At 38.6% G+C, this 17,225-nt stretch carries 16 protein-coding genes; 10 read left to right on the top strand and 6 right to left on the bottom strand.

Annotated features, from left to right (window positions below; genetic code table 11):
* The first annotated feature begins 151 nt into the window (after positions 1-151).
* Positions 152-1,639, top strand: a complete 1,488-nt coding sequence (locus AC6CH1_RS15735) for a class I adenylate-forming enzyme family protein (RefSeq protein WP_498318395.1) — start codon at positions 152-154, stop codon at positions 1,637-1,639.
* Positions 1,640-1,793: 154 nt separating this feature from the next.
* On the opposite strand, the gene AC6CH1_RS15730 is transcribed toward AC6CH1_RS15735, so the two are convergent.
* The 5 genes from AC6CH1_RS15730 to AC6CH1_RS15710 all read right to left on the bottom strand — a co-directional run bounded on the left by AC6CH1_RS15730 (position 1,794) and on the right by AC6CH1_RS15710 (position 7,421).
* Positions 1,794-2,699, bottom strand: coding sequence for an ABC transporter ATP-binding protein (locus AC6CH1_RS15730; protein WP_427713187.1), 906 nt, complete (start codon positions 2,697-2,699; stop codon positions 1,794-1,796).
* Complete coding sequence (locus AC6CH1_RS15725) at positions 2,692-3,744, bottom strand: ABC transporter ATP-binding protein (RefSeq protein ID WP_251690721.1); 1,053 nt, start codon at positions 3,742-3,744, stop codon at positions 2,692-2,694. The genes AC6CH1_RS15730 and AC6CH1_RS15725 overlap by 8 nt, the downstream gene beginning before the upstream one ends.
* 15 nt (positions 3,745-3,759) lie before the next feature.
* On the bottom strand, positions 3,760-4,695 hold the full coding sequence (locus AC6CH1_RS15720) for an ABC transporter permease (protein ID WP_498318393.1): 936 nt from the start codon (positions 4,693-4,695) through the stop codon (positions 3,760-3,762).
* Positions 4,695-5,624, bottom strand: coding sequence for an ABC transporter permease (locus AC6CH1_RS15715; RefSeq protein ID WP_251690719.1), 930 nt, complete (start codon positions 5,622-5,624; stop codon positions 4,695-4,697). Before AC6CH1_RS15715 ends, AC6CH1_RS15720 begins: the two co-directional genes overlap by 1 nt.
* Positions 5,625-5,753: 129 nt before the next feature.
* A complete protein-coding gene (locus tag AC6CH1_RS15710; protein ID WP_427713191.1) occupies positions 5,754-7,421 on the bottom strand; it encodes a peptide ABC transporter substrate-binding protein in 1,668 nt (555 codons plus the stop codon).
* A gap of 321 nt (positions 7,422-7,742) precedes the next feature.
* Between AC6CH1_RS15710 and AC6CH1_RS15705 the strand changes: the two genes are divergently transcribed.
* Together AC6CH1_RS15705 and AC6CH1_RS15700 are read left to right on the top strand one after the other, a co-directional pair.
* Complete coding sequence (locus AC6CH1_RS15705; RefSeq protein ID WP_008405641.1) at positions 7,743-8,240, top strand: YehS family protein; 498 nt, start codon at positions 7,743-7,745, stop codon at positions 8,238-8,240.
* 152 nt (positions 8,241-8,392) lie between these two features.
* Positions 8,393-9,292: a radical SAM/SPASM domain-containing protein gene (locus AC6CH1_RS15700; RefSeq protein WP_251690717.1), complete on the top strand. Its 900-nt coding sequence runs from the start codon at positions 8,393-8,395 to the stop codon at positions 9,290-9,292.
* 59 nt (positions 9,293-9,351) lie between these two features.
* On the opposite strand, the gene AC6CH1_RS15695 is transcribed toward AC6CH1_RS15700, so the two are convergent.
* Positions 9,352-9,927 (bottom strand): metallophosphoesterase family protein, encoded by a 576-nt coding sequence (locus AC6CH1_RS15695; protein ID WP_498318391.1) that lies wholly within the window; start codon positions 9,925-9,927, stop codon positions 9,352-9,354.
* Positions 9,928-10,138: 211 nt separating this feature from the next.
* Here AC6CH1_RS15695 and AC6CH1_RS15690 point away from each other — a divergent pair, with 211 nt between their 5' ends.
* The 7 genes from AC6CH1_RS15690 (at position 10,139) to murQ (ending at position 17,184) form a co-directional block, all read left to right on the top strand.
* A complete protein-coding gene (locus AC6CH1_RS15690; protein WP_251690715.1) occupies positions 10,139-10,984 on the top strand; it encodes a MurR/RpiR family transcriptional regulator in 846 nt (281 codons plus the stop codon).
* A 57-nt stretch (positions 10,985-11,041) separates the two neighbouring features.
* Positions 11,042-12,445, top strand: a complete 1,404-nt coding sequence (locus AC6CH1_RS15685) for an extracellular solute-binding protein (protein ID WP_427713196.1) — start codon at positions 11,042-11,044, stop codon at positions 12,443-12,445.
* 71 nt (positions 12,446-12,516) lie between these two features.
* Positions 12,517-13,410 carry a carbohydrate ABC transporter permease gene (locus AC6CH1_RS15680; protein WP_251690713.1) on the top strand — a complete coding sequence of 298 codons (894 nt, stop codon included), beginning with the start codon at positions 12,517-12,519 and terminating at the stop codon, positions 13,408-13,410.
* Positions 13,411-13,424: 14 nt separating this feature from the next.
* A complete protein-coding gene (locus AC6CH1_RS15675) occupies positions 13,425-14,249 on the top strand; it encodes a carbohydrate ABC transporter permease (protein WP_498318389.1) in 825 nt (274 codons plus the stop codon).
* Positions 14,250-14,259: 10 nt separating this feature from the next.
* Entirely contained in the window at positions 14,260-15,291 is a 1,032-nt protein-coding gene (locus AC6CH1_RS15670; protein ID WP_498318387.1) for a serine hydrolase domain-containing protein, read from the top strand.
* Positions 15,292-15,304: 13 nt separating this feature from the next.
* Positions 15,305-16,282, top strand: coding sequence for an N-acetylglucosamine kinase (locus AC6CH1_RS15665; RefSeq protein ID WP_498318386.1), 978 nt, complete (start codon positions 15,305-15,307; stop codon positions 16,280-16,282).
* The gene (murQ, locus tag AC6CH1_RS15660) at positions 16,279-17,184 is read left to right on the top strand and encodes an N-acetylmuramic acid 6-phosphate etherase (RefSeq protein ID WP_498318384.1); all 906 of its coding nucleotides are present in this window, start codon (positions 16,279-16,281) and stop codon (positions 17,182-17,184) included. The genes AC6CH1_RS15665 and murQ overlap by 4 nt, the downstream gene beginning before the upstream one ends.
* The last annotated feature ends 41 nt before the right edge of the window (positions 17,185-17,225 follow it).

The following is a 17,225-nucleotide window of genomic DNA, read 5'->3' as shown; positions in this document are numbered from 1 at the left end:
GCTTATCCAAAAAAAACGTATATCATTCGAGGATTCAAATATTTTCGTAAAATGCTTAGAAAAATAAAAACACAGAAAATATTGCATTAAGCAGCTTAAAATTGTTAAAATTTAGAATATTAAGATATTTATATACTGAGGGGGATTTTAAATGACAGTTTTACAGGCATTAGTTGACCAAGCTCTGGAGACACCGAATGCAACGGCTATTCAATTTGAAAATGAAGTATGGTCATATGAAGAACTTCTCAAGAACTCGCGGAAAATTGCCGGTTATCTGATTGAAAAGGGTTTTCAAAAAGATGATATTGTAGCAGAATTTGCGCTCAACTCCCATTTATTTATGGCTGTTTATTATGGTGTCCAGCTTGCAGGCTTAACCGTAATGCCTGTGAATACAAAGCTGGCTCCTCCTGAAGTGGATTTTATATTTAAGCATTCAGAGGCAAAAATTTTAATATATGATGAAAAACTGCAAGCGACGATTGATCTTACGACACATGGTTTTCAGGAAATCCTTTCACTTTCACAAATCAAAGAAATTATAAATGGAAGTAGCGCTTCTCCAGCATTACCGCAGTTAGACCTTGAGGATACGTCCGTTGTTATGTATACATCCGGAACGACAGGAAAACCAAAAGGGGTTATGCTCAGTCATCGGAATATTTTGGAGACTGCGCAAATCTGGTCTGACTCAATGAATATGACGACTGAGGACCGTATGTTTATTTGTACACCATTATTCCACTGTGCAGGCAGCCATGTATTTGCGGTGCCGACAATTTATAAAGGAGGAGCCGTTCTTATAGAAGAAGCATTTTCACCAGATCAAACATTGAAAAATCTAGTGGAAACAAAGGCAACCATTTTCTTTGGTGTACCGGCAATGTATACGATTTTATTAAACAAACCAGAGCTGCAGTCCTATGATTTTAGTCAACTGCGCCTGTTCTGTTACGGGGCTGCACCGATGCCATATGAGCTTGTTAAGCGTCTGAAGGATACATTCCCGAAAGTAAAAGTACAGAATTTGTACGGGCAAACGGAAAATTCACCTGCAGCGAGTTCGTTGCTGGATGATGCAGCACTGTTTAAAATCGGTTCAGTAGGCAAACCGTTAGCGCGGACTGAAATTCAGCTGCGTGATGCAAATGGTGAAATTGTGGCATTAGGGGAAGTCGGTGAAATTTGCGTTAAAGGTCCCCAAGTAATGAAGGGATATTTGCGCGCACCGGAAGAAACAGCAAAGTCGATTCAAGATGGATGGCTGTATACTGGAGATTTAGGCCGTTTTGACGAGGAAGGCTATTTATATATTGTAGATCGTAAAAAGGATATGATTATTCGCGGCGGAGAAAATATTTATCCGATTGAAGTGGAAGAGGTACTTTACCAAATGCCTCAGATTTTAGAGGCTGCGGTCGTAGGGGTCCCTCATGAAGTTTATGGTGAAGTTCCAAAGGCATTTGTTGTATTAAAAGAAGGCCAACAACTAATGGAACAGGATGTATTGGACTATTGCATGACACAGCTTGCAAAATATAAAGTTCCGTTTGAAGTCGACTTTATCGATCAACTGCCACGAAATGCATCTGGTAAAGTACTGAAGCATACGTTAAGACCAAAACAAACGATATAAAATGATAGCCTCGATTTTGTCGAGGCTATTTTTCATGGGAAATAAAAGGGCCATTTTCCAATCCTTTGCAATGAAGGAGTGAGAAAATGGTAGAGAAATTGGACCACTATAATGAAAAAAGCCGAGTACTCAAATTGGATACTCGGCTCTTTATTTATAACCAGCTAGCAAGTTGCTGTTTTGTGGCAAATACGAAATGCCCTGGACGTGCTTCTAAAGTCTCCGCATTATCAGGTGTTTCTTCGTGCTTGTAAGGAATACGGACACGTTTACGCTCATACTCAGGGTTGGGTTGAGGTACGGCAGAAAGTAAAGACTTTGTATAAGGATGAATCGGATTGTTGTATATCTCATCCGCATCACCTAACTCTAAAATTTTTCCGCGATACATAACAGCAATACGATCCGAGATATACTTCACCATCGATAAATCGTGGGCAATGAATAAGTATGTTAACCCACGTTCTTTTTGTAGCTGTTTTAATAAGTTAACGACTTGAGCTTGAATAGATACGTCTAGAGCAGAAATTGGCTCATCCGCAATGATGAAGCTTGGATCTAAGCTTAACGCGCGGGCAATCCCAATACGTTGACGTTGACCGCCTGAAAATTCATGTGCATAACGGTTTGCATGCTCACGGTTTAAACCGACAGATTCTAACAGCTCTCCAATTTTTTCTTGACGGTCTTTTTTATTTTTGTGAAGGCCGTGAATATCGTAGCCTTCCGCAATAATTTCACCAGCTGTCATTCGCGGGTTTAACGATGCGTAGGGATCTTGAAAAATCATTTGCATGTCACGGTTGAACTGCATCGATTCTTTTCGTGAAGAATAAGAATTCACATTTTTTTGGTTAAATAAAATTTCACCTTCAGTAATATCATATAGGCGAATAATCGAACGTCCCGTTGTTGATTTACCACAGCCAGATTCACCCACTAGTCCAAGGGTTTCGCCTTCATAAACGTCGAAGCTAATGCCGTCAACCGCTTTAATTGGCTCTTTGGCAGTACCGAAATATTGTTTTAACCCTTTTACTTCTAAAATCTTTTTACGCATTAGCTGTGCCTCCTTTAGCCGATTCAATACGGCGAGCAACCGCCTCAGGAAGTGGAATTTTTGGAGCATTCGGATGAAGTAACCAAGTTTTTGCAAAATGAGTGTCAGAAACTTGGAACATCGGTGGCTCTTCCTCATAGTCGATTGCTAAAGCCAGCTCATTGCGAGGGGCAAATGCACAGCCTGTAGGCGGATTAATCAAGTTTGGCGGTGAACCAGGTATTGCACGTAATAACTCGTCTGTAGAGTTGTTTAAGTCGGGCATTGAACCTAGCAGACCCCAAGTATAAGGATGCTTAGGGTTGTAGAAAATGTCCTCTACTGTACCATACTCAACAATTTGTCCGGCATACATAACGGCAACACGGTCAGCCACGTTTGCCACGACCCCTAAATCATGGGTAATAAAAATAATCGATGTATTTGAACTTTTTTGAATGTCCTTCATCAACTCTAAAATTTGTGCCTGAATCGTTACGTCGAGTGCTGTAGTTGGTTCATCAGCGATTAAAAGCTTAGGATCCGCAGCAAGGGCAATCGCGATGACAACGCGCTGACGCATACCACCGGAAAGCTCGTGTGGATAAGAAGCAAAACGTTTTTCCGGAAAAGGGATACCCACTTGATTTAATAATTCAATGGAACGAGTTTTCGCTGCTCCTTTACTGGAAACTTTTTTATGCTTCAATAATACTTCCATAATTTGCTTGCCGATTCGCATCGTTGGGTTAAGTGCTGTCATCGGATCTTGGAAAATCATTGCCACTTCATTGCCCCGGATTGACAACATTTCTTTTTCTGAAAGAGGAATCAGATCACGACCATTAAATTTAATTTCGCCCTTTGCATAAATACCGGGTGGCTCAGGAATCAGCTTCATCAAAGCATTACTCGTAACACTTTTACCTGAGCCCGATTCACCTACGATAGCTAATGTTTCGCCTTCGTACAGTTCAAAGTTTACGCCTCGTACAGCTTGTACAATACCGGCGTACGTTTTGAAATGAATATGTAAATCATTAACTTCTAAAATTTTCTTTTTCATATCGTACACCCTTTTCTATTTACGTAATTTTGGATCTAAAGCATCGCGAAGACCATCTCCAACAGCGTTAAATGCGAAAATCGTTAACGAAATGAAGAGGGCAGGGAACATTAATCGCCAAGGTGCAGATTGGATTGCCTTATTTCCTTCTGAAGCCATCGTCCCCCAACTTGCAAGCGGTTGTTGTACCCCTAAACCAATATAGCTTAAAAATGATTCTGTAAAGATAGCAGCTGGGATGGTTAATGTCATTGTTACTAGAATTGCCCCCATTGCATTTGGAATTAGATGACGTTTAATTAAATGCCATGTACCAGCACCTAATGTCCGAGATGCTAAAACAAATTCACGACTCTTGATTGAAAGCACTTCAGCACGAACGATACGAGCCATGTTTACCCATCCGGTAAAGGAGAGGGCGATAATCATAGGAATTAATCCTTTTTCCATAACGACTAGTAGAATAATAACAACTAATAAATAAGGAATCGCTGTTAAAACATCGGCAATACGCATCATAATGTTATCTACGCGGCCACCAAGTAATCCTGAAATACTGCCCCAGAGAACACCAATAATTAAATCGATTACAGCTGCGGCAAGACCGATGAATAACGAAATTCGTGCGCCAATCCATACACGAACGAATAAGTCGCGTGCAAGGTCGTCAGTACCGAACCAGTGGGCAGCTGAAGGGGCTGTATTGTAAAGACCCGTATTTTCTTCATAAGTCCAAGAGGAAAACATCGGTGCAAAGATGCCCATAATTGTAATAAACGCTAAAATAATCAAGCCTATAATTGCGAGCTTATTATGTGAAAAACGGTACATAACCTCTTGCCAAAAGGAAATTTGCTTTTTGTTTAAGGAATCCGCATCATTTGGACGGGCGCCTACAATGTTAAAACGCTCCGGAGCGATTTGGTCATTATATTTATTTTCTATAGTCATTATTTTTTCGCTCCTTTCAATTTGATGCGAGGGTCAATAAAGTGATACAAAATGTCTACAATTAATACCGCTATTAATAAAAGAATCGAATAGAAAACAGTTACTCCCATAATTGTCGTGTAGTCACGGTTTGTAATGGATTGAACAAAGTGACGACCAATACCTGGAATAGCGAAAATTTGTTCAATAATGAAACTACCTGTCAATACGCCGGCAGTTAAAGGTCCTAAATAAGTGATTACCGGCAATAACGCATTACGAAGAGAGTGTTTAAATACAATTGTCCATTTTCCAATCCCTTTTGCACGGGCAAGCTTTACATATTCACTATTATTTTGTTCCAGCATACTCGATCGAGTAAGTTTTGCAATAAACCCTACATGTGACAGGGCAATAGCGATTGCAGGTAAAACCGTATAGCTAAAGCCTTTCCATCCCGTTACAGGGAACCAACCAGCTTTTAGTGACAAATACAGCTGTAATAACGCTGCAAGAATGAAGGATGGGACAGAAATACCTATAACAGCGATGACAGTCGACACATAGTCAGGAAATTTATTGTGATAGAGCGCTGAAATAACACCTAATAAAATTCCAAAACCTATTGCTAACAGCATTGCTTCTAAACCTAATACTAATGAAACAGGAAATCCTTCTGAAATCATATCGTTTACTGAACGTCCTTTATATTTCATGGATTCTCCAAAATCAAATGTGAGTGAAGAGATTAAATAATCTTTATATTGGATATACCATGGATTATCGAGGCCGTATTTTTCATTTAGTTGCTGTTCGATTGCTGGTAATAGCTCACGTTCACTGGCAAATGGGCTTCCTGGTGCGAGCTTCATTAAAAAGAACGTTGCCGAAATGATAAAGAATAATGCTATCAAAATGTAAATTATTCGCTTAAAAATATAGTTAAGCATTAGACAACCCCCTCCTTGTTGTAAAGTAATGAATATTCAGAAATATTAGGAAAGGCTGCCCTAAATCACATGGATTCTGAGCAGCCTTTCATTTAAAAATACACAGTAAGTTGTGTTGATACGTAAAAATTATTTGTTGATATCAACATTTTTAAGTGAAATATTACCTAATGCATCTGGCTCCATGCCTGTTACATAATCTTTTACAACGTAAGGGTTAGTATAGTAGTAGATTGGCGCAACTGGAACTTCTTCAGCCATAATTGCTTCTGCTTGTAACATAATCTGAGTACGTTTTTCTGGATCTGTCTCAGTAACTGATTGTTTTAATAGGGCAGTGTATTCAGCATTTTCCCAACCAGTATCGTTGTTTCCGTTTTTCGCAGAGTTATACATTTCCAGGAATGTGTAAGCATCGTTGAAGTCAGCAATCCAGCCTAAACGACCTACTTGATAATCTAAGTTAGAAAGTTTGTCTAAATATACTTGCCATTCTGAGTTATCAAGTTTTGCATTAATACCTAATTCTTTTGTCCATCCTTGTTGAATGAATTGTGCAATCGCAGCATGAGCTTCAGAAGTGTTGTGTGAAACAGTAACTTCTAATTCAGATGGATCTGATAAACCAAGTTCTTCTAAACCTTTTGCTAAATATTCTCTCGCACCTTCGAAATCAGCATCTTTGAAATAGCCTTCATCATCGCCAAAACCATCTACCGAGTTTGGAACATAACCCAATGCAGGTTGTTGCTCCGCCTTCGTAATATTAGTGATTAAGCTTGCACGGTCTATTGCTAAAGTTAAAGCTTTACGAATATTTAAGTTACCCGTTACTTCATCTGTCGTGTTGAATTTATACCAGTAAACACCTGAGTATTCAGCAACTTTAAGCGTACCTTCTGATTTTAAGCGATCGATTGCATCTAGAGAGATAGAACCATAGCTTGTTCCTAAGAAGTCAACTTCACCTGCATCAAACATGTTCATTTGAGAAGCTTCAGATTCAACGATTGCTACATTTACTGTATCAATTTTTACGTTTTCAGCATCCCAGTAATTTTCTGATTTAGTGAATACCAAGTTACCGTTGTGAACCCACTCCGTTAGAGTGTATGCACCATTTGATACGATTGAATCTGCTTCAGTGTACCAGTTAGCATTTGCTTCTTGAGTAGCTTGGTGAATTGGTGAAAATGTTTTGAAAGCAGTTAATTCCAAGAAATATGGTGTTGGAACTTCTAATGTTACTTCTAACGTTTTGTCATCCACAACTTTAATACCTAAATCATCGGCAGAGCCAGTACCTGAGTGGTAAGCTTCAGCGCCTTTGATTGGATATAAAATTGACGCGTATTCAGAAGCGTTTTCTGGAGTTAATGCCCATTTCCAAGCAAAAGCAAAGTCGTTTGCTGTTACAGGGTCTCCGTTAGACCATTTTGAATCACGTAAATTAAATGTATAAGTTAATAAGTCATCGGAAATCTCATAGCTTTCAGCGGCAGCCTCAACCGGAACGCCGTTTTCCATTGTCATTAAACCTTCGAAAATGTTGTTGATAGCAGTACTTGATGTAGTATCAGACGCTAAACCCGGGTGTAAAGACGGTGGTTCAGACATAAATACTAGGTTAAGCTCTTTTGGTTCTGATGAAGTGCTTGTAGACCCTTCATTATTTGTTTCAGTACCTGTAGAACCTTCCGATGTTTCATTGTCCTTACTGTCGTCCCCACCACATGCCGCAAGTACTACAGATAGTACAAGTGCCATGAAAAGTGTTAGAAACTTGTTCAATTTCATCTTAAAACCCCCCATTTTGTGTAAAAACATGATATTTTTTGCAAATTAATGCAATATAACTATATCAAATCTTCAGAAAATTATAAACCTATTTTTTTATAAATCACGTAAATTTTCTGTTTAGAGCATAAAATTACTATTTAGTGTTATTGATTTTGCGCGGGGTTTCAGGATTTGAAATATTGTGAATACTAGTTTTTGCTGAGTGGAAATGGATGAAAAAATACGCTAAAAGATATGGAACGTTTAAGAGATCACGCTAACATTCCAAGTCCAACCTCTGATATAATATTTGCTAGCGAAAGAAGTATGGAGGTTATTATGGATAATAATGATATTCTCATCCGAACGCGTTATGCATTGGATTTGAAAAATAAAGAAATGATTGAAATTTTTAAGTTAGGTGGCGTTACAGTTTCCCCGGAGGATATGCCGAAAATTTTAACGAAGTCTTTGGAAAAAGATGAGGAAGCACCTGCTGATTATGACCAAATGAAAGTGAATCATAAAAATTTGGAAGCATTTTTCAATGGGTTGATTACGTATAAGCGTGGACCGATGCCGAAAAAAGAAGGGCAGCCAGCGCCTGTGCAGGAAAAGCCGGATCATGTTAACAACATGATGCTGAAAAAGCTGAAAGTGGCATGCCAGCTGACGACAGAAGAGATGCTGGATGTGCTTGATGACGGGGGTATTGCAGTATCAAAAGGCGAACTTGGCGCCATTATGCGTAAACCGGGTCACCGTAATTACAAAGAATGCGGCGACAACTTTGCCCGTAAATTCCTTAAAGGCCTATCCGTACGCTACCGCGGATAAAAATACGAACTGCCTAGAATATCATTCATATTCTAGGCGGTTTTTTATTTGCATTGTGTATTAAGTCAAACAGACAGCTTCCTTTTTACATAAGAAATTTGTTACAATGAAAAGTATTGTTTAGGATCAAAAAAAGGAATGGTGAACGAGCGTTGAAAACTTTTAAGAAAGTGTATATCGAAATTACAAGTGTATGTAATTTAGCATGCAGCTTTTGTCCACCTACAGAGCGAGCAAAAGGATTAATAAAGGTAGAGCAATTTGCTCATATTTTAGATGAAATTAGCGGCTACACAAAATATATATACCTACATGTAAAAGGGGAGCCATTATTGCATCCGCGCATCGGGCAGTTACTCGATATTGCACATGAAAAAGGCTTTAAAGTAAATATTACGACAAACGGGACATTAATTAAAAAGAACCGTGAAAAGCTGCTGGGCAAGCCTGCACTCAGACAAATAAACTTTTCACTTCATAGTTTTGATGGACATGAAGGATCTGAAAACCGTGAAAAGTACTTAGGTGATATTTTGGAATTTGTACGGGATGTAAGAAAACATAATGTCATTATTTCTTACCGTCTATGGAATTTACAGCGCAAAAATGTTTCCGAGCTGGCAAATCGCAGAAACCGCGAAACACTTGAAATTCTGGAAAAAGAGTATGAGTTGGACTATGAAATTCAAGAGCGGGTAGAAATGGGCTCAGGAGTAAAAATCGCAAAAAATATTTATTTAAACCAAGATCATGAATTCCGCTGGCCGAGCCTGCTTGAAAAAGCGGATGAAGGCAAAGGGTTCTGTCATGCATTGCGTACACATGCAGCCATTTTAGTAGATGGCTCTGTTGTACCTTGCTGTTTGGATGGCGAGGGTGTCATTAATTTAGGGAATGTCCACGATCAGAAGTTCGGCGACATTATTACTACTGACCGTGCACAAAACTTAGTAGACGGATTTTCCCGTCGTGAAGCTATTGAAGAACTTTGCAAGAAATGCGGTTTCCGCCAAAAATTTGGTATGGATTCCGAGCTGCCGGATGTTTTATAGTCCGCTATATTGAAAGATTAAAAATGGCTGTCCTGAATTTACTCCAGGGCAGCCTTTTCCTATTGAGCCTGCATAAATGTAACCGTCATTTCCTCGCTGTCATACAGACACCATTCTTTATTATCAACGACAGGACCGACATTAATCTGGTATTGATTTTTTCCGACAGCCAGCGGGATATCGTAAGGGACAGAATGTCGTAGCCCATCTTTATAGATCGCAGCTTCATGACTATGTCCAAAAAACAGCAATGGCGTTTCAATGTTCGGAAAGGTAGGATTGAATGTTTTATCCCACTCTATTTGGTGCCCATGAATTAAAGTGGCGTGTTCAATTACAAGCGCATCTTCATATTGAAGAAAGCGCTCATCCCCTGTTACTAGGGCAATACGTTCTTCCTGATTCCCGATAATTGAAGGGAATGTTAAGAGGCTCATAAACCTTTCATCAACTATCGCTGCATCTTTTAACTTTGCATGCCGAACCATTTTTGCCTTTTTCTTGCCGATTTTACACTCAAACAAATCTCCTAAGCCAATAATCTCTGCATTGGGCGCTACTTGCTGTATATGATTTAACACCTTTTTCGTATTTTTATAGTGCGAATGTAAGTCACTCAAAAATGCATACTTCATAAAGATTCACCACCGTATAATTGAATTTCTACAATATTATAGCAATAGTCAATTTATCAATAAAATAATACATTAAAATCCTTTTGTTTTCGGAAAATTTAAATAAATTCTTGACGACTAGCAATATAGGTTTTATTATGAAGTTAAATTTCATATATATTAAATTAATAATGAAGTTTTACAACAATTTGTTCGAGAGTAGGTAATAAACTTGGAAAATAGTATTGAAAGAATACGTTCGGGGATGGAATTGCTTAAACCTGCTGAAAGAAATGTGGCTTTATATATATTAAGCCATTTAGATGATGTCATTCGCATGCCGATTGCTGTGTTGGCTGAAAAAGCTAAAACAAGCGAAGCAACAATTGTGAGGATGTGCAGGGCATTAAACTTTTCCGGTTTCAAAGATTTAAAACTAAGTATTGCTTCAGCACCTACTCTGAAAATTCCACACAACCACAACTTTGAATTAGAAAAAGATTCAACGATACTCCAAATGATACAGACAATTGAAATGCATAATATCGACGCAATCCAACGAACGCTAATGATTAATGGTGAAAGAGAACTTGAAAAGATTATCCATAAAATTAATAATGCGAAAAAGATCATCTTTATTGGCATCGGAGCTTCAGCAATCGTTGCACAGGATTTCGAACACAAATTGAAGCGGATCAATAAAAGCTGTGAAACGATTTTCGATAGTCATGGGCAGCTTATTGCCGCAACACATGCAACGAGCGAGGATGTTGTATTCGCAATCTCGTACTCAGGTGAAACGAAGGAAATTATTAATGCGCTTACAGTTGCAAAAGAGAATCAGACAACGATTATTACAATGACGCAAAACAAGCGAAATACAATACAAAGCTTTGCAGACTATGCATTATACGTTGTTTCTAATGAAGCGGATATTCGTAGCTCGGCAACCGCATCACGCATCGCCCAACTGACATTAATTGATATTTTATATACAGGAATTGCCACATTAAACTATGATAATTCGATAATTGCGTTAAATCGCACACTCGAGGTAATTAAGGGTTTCTCTCGTTAATATTGGTGCTGACTATATTCATATAGTTAACATAATGAAAATGAAGGGGTGTAATGTATGTTTGTTATGAAAAAGAGAAAGCAGACTTGGTTTTTAGTAGCATTAATGAGTTTAATGTTATTGCTCGTTGCGTGTTCGAATGACGAGGAATCAAACAGCGACACTGAAGGAAACAGCAATACTGAACAATCAACGACTTCATCGGATAATACTTCTACAGAAAGTACAGGGGATGGTTTGTCAGGCAAACTGGAAATTCAATATTTTGTCGGAGGATATGGTGATGGATGGTGGAAGCAAGTTATTGGGGACTTCCAAAAACAGCATCCGGATTTAGAAATTGTTGAACATGCAGGTCCGAATATTAATACAGAGATGAACACACGCTGGATTTCAGAATCACCACCTGATGTCGTATATATCGATGGGGCAGGAGCTAGTGAAACACAAATGATCGCTGAAGGTCAGTTAATGGATATTAGTGAATTTGCAAAAGGGGTTAAACTTGAAAACGGTACAGCACTATTAGACAGCTTTATCTCGCCGGCAGAAGAAGTAGATGGCGGGAAAATCTATAGTTTACCATTAGTATTCGATACTTGGGGAACTTGGTATGACACGAAGTGGTTTGAAGAAAACGGATGGGAAGTACCAACTGACTTTGACAGCTGGATCAGTTCTATGGAAAAAATTAAGGCTGATACAAAAATTGCACCATTTGTAACGACAGGGCAGCATACACAATACTTCCACCGTGGCGTATTGAACCCGGCATTTGCTGCAGCAGGCGGCGAAGAGTTATTAAATGACTTAAACAACGGTGTAGTAGAGGCTTGGAAAAAACCTGAAACGCTTGAAGTATTGAAGAAGGTTGAAAAAATTGCTAAAGCAGGCGTAATTGATAGCGGTTTTGCGGCTTACAACCATACGCAATCACAAATGAACTTCTTAATGCATAAAAATGCTTATATTCCAGTAGGTTTCTGGTTACCAAATGAAATGAAAAATGATACGCCGGACAGTTTTGAATTTGGCTTCACACCAACACCGATGAATGATCCTGGTAAGCCATTAGCACTTGTACCGGATATCCGTACAATTGCCATTGCTGAAAAATCGCAAAATCCGGAAGCTGCAAAGGCATTTTTAGAATTCATCTTTACGGAAGAATATGCGCAGGCATTTGCTGAAGCAACAGGTGCGATTATGAACATGAAAGATGTTGATCTGTCTTCGAATACGAATGTTCAGGATTTCTTGAAAAATATTAATGAAATGATCAATAATCCAGGTGCTGTTCATACGTACAAACGTTACACACCAGATGCTGAAGTGCAAAAAATTTCGGTTGAAATTACAAATGAAATTAAATTACTAATTATTGATATCTTACTTGGTGAAATTACTGCTGAGGAATTCGTCGATAAGATGGTGAAAAAAGCAGAGGAACTAAGAAAATAAGGTAAGGAAAATGAGGTTGCTAAAAGCTTTTTAGCAACCTTATTTAATCAATAGAGAAAGGAGTAACGACAATGACCTTTTCTTCCAAAAGCAAATATTTGTTTTTAGCATTTTGTTTACTGCCGACTTTTCTGCTCTTTTTAATTTTTACTGTTTATCCTATGTTAGGCGGGTTGTATTACTCATTTTTTGACTGGTCCGGAACAAGCGCAAACAAAACATTTATCGGCTTAGATAATTATATTCGTCTATGGAACGACTCCATTATTAAAAAGGCAATCATAAATGACTTTTTCTTCGTTTTTGTAAAAGTCATTGGGATCATGACGCTCGCTCTATTTTTTGCAGTGGCATTAACACAGCTTAAGATTAAAGAAGCGCCATTTTATCGAATTGTATTCTTCTTTCCTAATATTATGTCCGTAGTAGTCATCGGGATTTTATGGCAGTTTATTTATGATCCGAACATGGGAATTGTCAACAGCTTATTAAATCAGGTCGGATTGACAGATTGGGCCCGCCCTTGGTTAGGTGATAAAACCTGGGTACTGCCTAGTATAGCGATTCCCGCAATATGGGCAGGGATTGGGTTATTTATGCTCCTTATTATGGGTGGTATTTCGAATGTGCCAAAAAGTTTATATGAAGCTGCAGATATTGATGGTGCATCCGAATGGCAGCAATTTTGGCATATTACGGTTCCGCTTGTTTGGCCACAAATAAAAACATCCATTCTTTATATCATTATTACGTCTCTTAACGGTTCGTTTGTACTTGTGCAAGTAATGACAGGTGGTGGCCCGGGAAGTGCTTCGGAAGTAATGGGCTCGTATTTATACCAGCGCGCGTTTGAAGACTTCCAATTTGGCTATGGTGCAGCGATTGGTGTTCTAATCCTGGTCGTATCGCTCATTACTGTTCTCATTTCGCAATTTATATTGAAAAAAGAAAAAGTCGAATATTAGCGGGGGGAATTTAGATGAAAGTAGTTTCACAAATTTTAGTACGTATCCCGTTAATCCTATGGGCGTTTATCGTTATTTTCCCATTAATATGGATGTTTATGGGTGCGTTTAAATCGAATGCAGAAATCTTCACGTCACCTTGGTCATTGCCGACTGATTTTAGTTTTACAAATTTTGAACGTGCATGGAATGACTACAATATCGGGCGAGCATTTTTAAACAGTTTTTTTGTAACAGTACTTGGCTCGTTTTTAACACTCCTATTATCGATTCCGACAGCTTATGCATTGGAGCGTGTTCGTTCGAAATTTGGTGAAGTGCTAGTGAATGTTTATTTAGCATCAATGATGATTCCATCCGTTTTAGGTTGGATCCCTCTATTTTTCTTATTAATGAAGTTTAATTTACTGGATAACTTGTGGGCGTTATCGCTTGTTTATGCCATTTCACATGTACCATTTACGATCTTCATTCTCGTTGGGTTTATAGGAAATATTCCTAAAGAGCTGGAAGAAGCAGCGGTCGTTGATGGTATGAGTCCATATGGAATTTTGTTTAAAATTGTGACACCACTCATCAAGTCTGGGATTATGACAGTTACAATCTTAAATGCCATTTCATATTGGAATGAATTTTTTATGGCGTTAATTTTACTGCAAACCGAAAGTAAAAATACGTTAGGTGTTGCGATGAATTTACTGAAAATAGACGCGCAATACGACAGTGCATGGGGTGTACTATTTGCGGGACTATGTATTGCTGTTATTCCGGTAATCGCTTTCTATTCGATTTTCCAACGCCATATCGTAAAAGGTATGACTGAAGGTGCAATCAAATAGGAGGGGAATTATGTCTTTATCACGAGTTGAAGAGTTTATTGAAACAGCGGTCCATAATAAAGAACTGCCCGGTGCGGTATTGGCTGTGGCAAATGCAGAAGATGTCCTTTACTGTAAAGCATTTGGGATGGCACATACAAAGCAGCAAATTCCAATGACGGAACAGACGCTGTTTGATTGTGCTTCATTAACGAAAGTAACAGCAACGGCAAGCTCGATTTTATTATTGCTTGAGCAGGGGTTGATTGATTTAGATGATTCCATTAGCTACTACTTTCCGGAACTTAAGTTGATGCATGAAGAAGTTAAGATTCGTCATTTATTAACACATACTAGCGGCTTTCAGGCTGAAATTAAGTTTTATATAGAAGGGATAGCTTACACAGATGTCATTGAACGGATAGCACAGGAAACAGGACGGAAAAATGTAGAGCAGCAGTTGATCTATAGTGATGTAAACTATATTTTATTAGGAAAACTAATAGAAAAGGTTACCGGAATTTCATTAGCAGACTATGCCGATAAAAATGTATTTCAGCCGCTTCATATGCACAATACCGTATTTAATCCGTCTGTCCAGTTACTGAGGAATATTGCTGCTACTGAATATCGTACCTATTTAAAGAAACATCAGTGGGGTGAAGTGCATGATGAAAATGCACTGCATTTTGGCGGAGTAAGCGGGCACGCAGGGTTGTTTTCGACTGCAGAAGACTTGGCAAAGTTTGCTCAATCGTTTATGAAGGGTACCGATTCTATTTTTCACGAGCATACTAAACAATTAGCAAAGCAAAGTTTTACTAAGCAACATGAGGAACAGCGTGGCTTAGGGTGGCAATTGTATTCTTCGCCTTCATTTTCCGGCCAATATTTGCGAGACGGTTTTGGGCATACCGGTTTTACGGGCACTTCAATTTGGATATCGGATGAGAAGCAATTAGCGATTATTTTGTTAACAAATCGCGTTCATTTTGGACGGGGTTGTGAAATTCAACGGTTTCGACGAATTGTGCACAACTTAGTTGCACTTGAAAATGAATAGATAAGGTGAGCATATGTCAGGAAAACTATGGATTGGTATAGATGGTGGCGGCACAAAAACAACCGCTGTAATTGGTGATGAAAGTGGACATTTACTTGCAGTTGCCAAAGGAAGTTCCGGCAATTTAACAGCGATTTCAACAGAGCAGTTGTACACACTTATAAATGAGTTAATCAACCAGTTGTTAATAAAGACAGGGGTCGCATTTACAGATGTGGAAACGGTATTTGCTGCAATGGCAGGGGCAGATCGACAAGCTGAACAACAGAAAATATATGATGCGTTTAAGCAATCACCCGTTCTGGAAAAACTTAAAATCCAGAGTGATATCCATGCCGCATTGGCAGCGGGTACTTGGGGCAGGGAAGGCACTTTACTTATTGCTGGAACCGGAGCGATTATATTCGGTTATGAGCAGCAAAAAACATTTCGTGTTGGTGGCTGGGGCTATTTATTGGGTGACGAAGGAAGCGGGTATCATTTAGGGAAGCTTGCCATTCGTTCCGTTTTAAAAGCGCATGATGACAAAGTACCTTTGAAACCTTTTCAGAAAAAGATATTGACCCATTTTAATGTACTGTCACCTGACCAACTCATTACAAAAGTTTACGGAAGCACGAATCCTGTAACAGCTATTTCATCTGTAAGCAGGATTGTTCTGGATGCTTTTACAGAAGATTTATTAGCAAAATCCATGGTCAGTGCCGTTCAAGAAGCTTTACTGGAACTTATTGAAAGTGCCTATTCACGAATTGATCGGACGAAGCCGGTTGTATTACACGGCGGATTATTTTTGAACAATATATTTTTTGAAGAATTTATCGTCCGTTTTTCATCGCGATTTCCAGATTTGATTGCTTTGAAGCCAACAATTCCGGGGACAGTTGGAGCTTACTTATTAGCGTTACATGAAAGTAATAAGGAAGTAAGTGATGTAGTTAAACAAACGATTCAACAAACATGGCGTCTATTGGAAGGTGAGATAACATGAATTACGATCAATTAACGACTGAAAAACGTAATAATGAAACAATGAATTTGGATGTAATGCCTATCTCGGACATACTTCAAATCATGAATAAAGAAGATATGCAGGTTGTGAATAGTGTTGAACAAGTTTTACCTACCATTGAGAAAGTAATTAAAAGAGTGGTTGACAATATGAATAACGGTGGCCGCCTTTTTTATATCGGTGCGGGAACTAGTGGTCGTTTAGGAATGCTTGATGCATCTGAATGTCCCCCTACTTTTATGACCGATCCGGAACTAGTACAAACGATCATGGCAGGCGGAAAGGATGCATTTTTCCAAGCAGTTGAAAATGCTGAAGATCGTTTGGAAGATGGAATAAACAAATTAAAGGAAAAAAACATAACGCAGTTCGATTCCATTATCGGTATTACGGCAAGTGGTACGACCCCATTTGTAATGGGTGCTTTAGAGTATGCGCAATCTGTCGGTGCCTACACGGTAAGTTTGACGAGCAATATTAATTCTGAAGTAAGCCGCTATGCGGAAGAAGCGATTGAAGTTGTTGTAGGGCCCGAAATATTAACAGGATCAACACGATTAAAAGCAGCCACATCACATAAAATGATTTTAAATATGATCAGTACGGCGTCTATGGTGCAATTAGGCAAAGCATACGAAAACTTAATGGTCGATGTACATGCAAGCAATAAAAAATTAATAGAGCGGGCTAAAAGAATTGTCATCGATGCGACGGACTGCAAATATGAGGAAGCAGAAGAAGTACTTGAAAAAACAAAATTTGCTGTTAAGCCGGCAATTGTTATGCTAAAAACAAATGAAAATTATGAACGAGTAAAACTTGCGTTAGAACAAGTAAATGGCCATACAAGAAAAGCTATTTTACTTTTAAACAATAGTTAATACCGAGAGTTGTCATGAACTAATTCTGGCAACTCTTTTTA

The sequence above is a fragment of the Solibacillus sp. GQ1 genome (genome assembly GCF_059758555.1).
Note: the sequence above shows the minus strand (reverse complement) of the source record. Positions and strands in the feature narration are given on the sequence as shown.

Bases quoted from the DNA above. Each gene is read 5' to 3' on its own strand.
- AC6CH1_RS15670 (WP_498318387.1), top strand. From the start codon at position 14,260: ATGTCTTTATCACGAGTTGAAGAGTTTATTGAAACAGCGGTCCATAAT.
- AC6CH1_RS15680 (WP_251690713.1), top strand. From the start codon at position 12,517: ATGACCTTTTCTTCCAAAAGCAAATATTTGTTTTTAGCATTTTGTTTA.
- AC6CH1_RS15695 (WP_498318391.1), bottom strand. From the start codon at position 9,927: ATGAAGTATGCATTTTTGAGTGACTTACATTCGCACTATAAAAATACG.
- AC6CH1_RS15730 (WP_427713187.1), bottom strand. From the start codon at position 2,699: ATGCGTAAAAAGATTTTAGAAGTAAAAGGGTTAAAACAATATTTCGGT.
- AC6CH1_RS15715 (WP_251690719.1), bottom strand. From the start codon at position 5,624: ATGCTTAACTATATTTTTAAGCGAATAATTTACATTTTGATAGCATTA.
- AC6CH1_RS15735 (WP_498318395.1), top strand. From the start codon at position 152: ATGACAGTTTTACAGGCATTAGTTGACCAAGCTCTGGAGACACCGAAT.
- AC6CH1_RS15705 (WP_008405641.1), top strand. From the start codon at position 7,743: ATGGATAATAATGATATTCTCATCCGAACGCGTTATGCATTGGATTTG.
- murQ (WP_498318384.1), top strand. From the start codon at position 16,279: ATGAATTACGATCAATTAACGACTGAAAAACGTAATAATGAAACAATG.
- AC6CH1_RS15685 (WP_427713196.1), top strand. From the start codon at position 11,042: ATGTTTGTTATGAAAAAGAGAAAGCAGACTTGGTTTTTAGTAGCATTA.
- AC6CH1_RS15675 (WP_498318389.1), top strand. From the start codon at position 13,425: ATGAAAGTAGTTTCACAAATTTTAGTACGTATCCCGTTAATCCTATGG.
- AC6CH1_RS15720 (WP_498318393.1), bottom strand. From the start codon at position 4,695: ATGACTATAGAAAATAAATATAATGACCAAATCGCTCCGGAGCGTTTT.
- AC6CH1_RS15725 (WP_251690721.1), bottom strand. From the start codon at position 3,744: ATGAAAAAGAAAATTTTAGAAGTTAATGATTTACATATTCATTTCAAA.
- AC6CH1_RS15710 (WP_427713191.1), bottom strand. From the start codon at position 7,421: ATGAAATTGAACAAGTTTCTAACACTTTTCATGGCACTTGTACTATCT.
- AC6CH1_RS15665 (WP_498318386.1), top strand. From the start codon at position 15,305: ATGTCAGGAAAACTATGGATTGGTATAGATGGTGGCGGCACAAAAACA.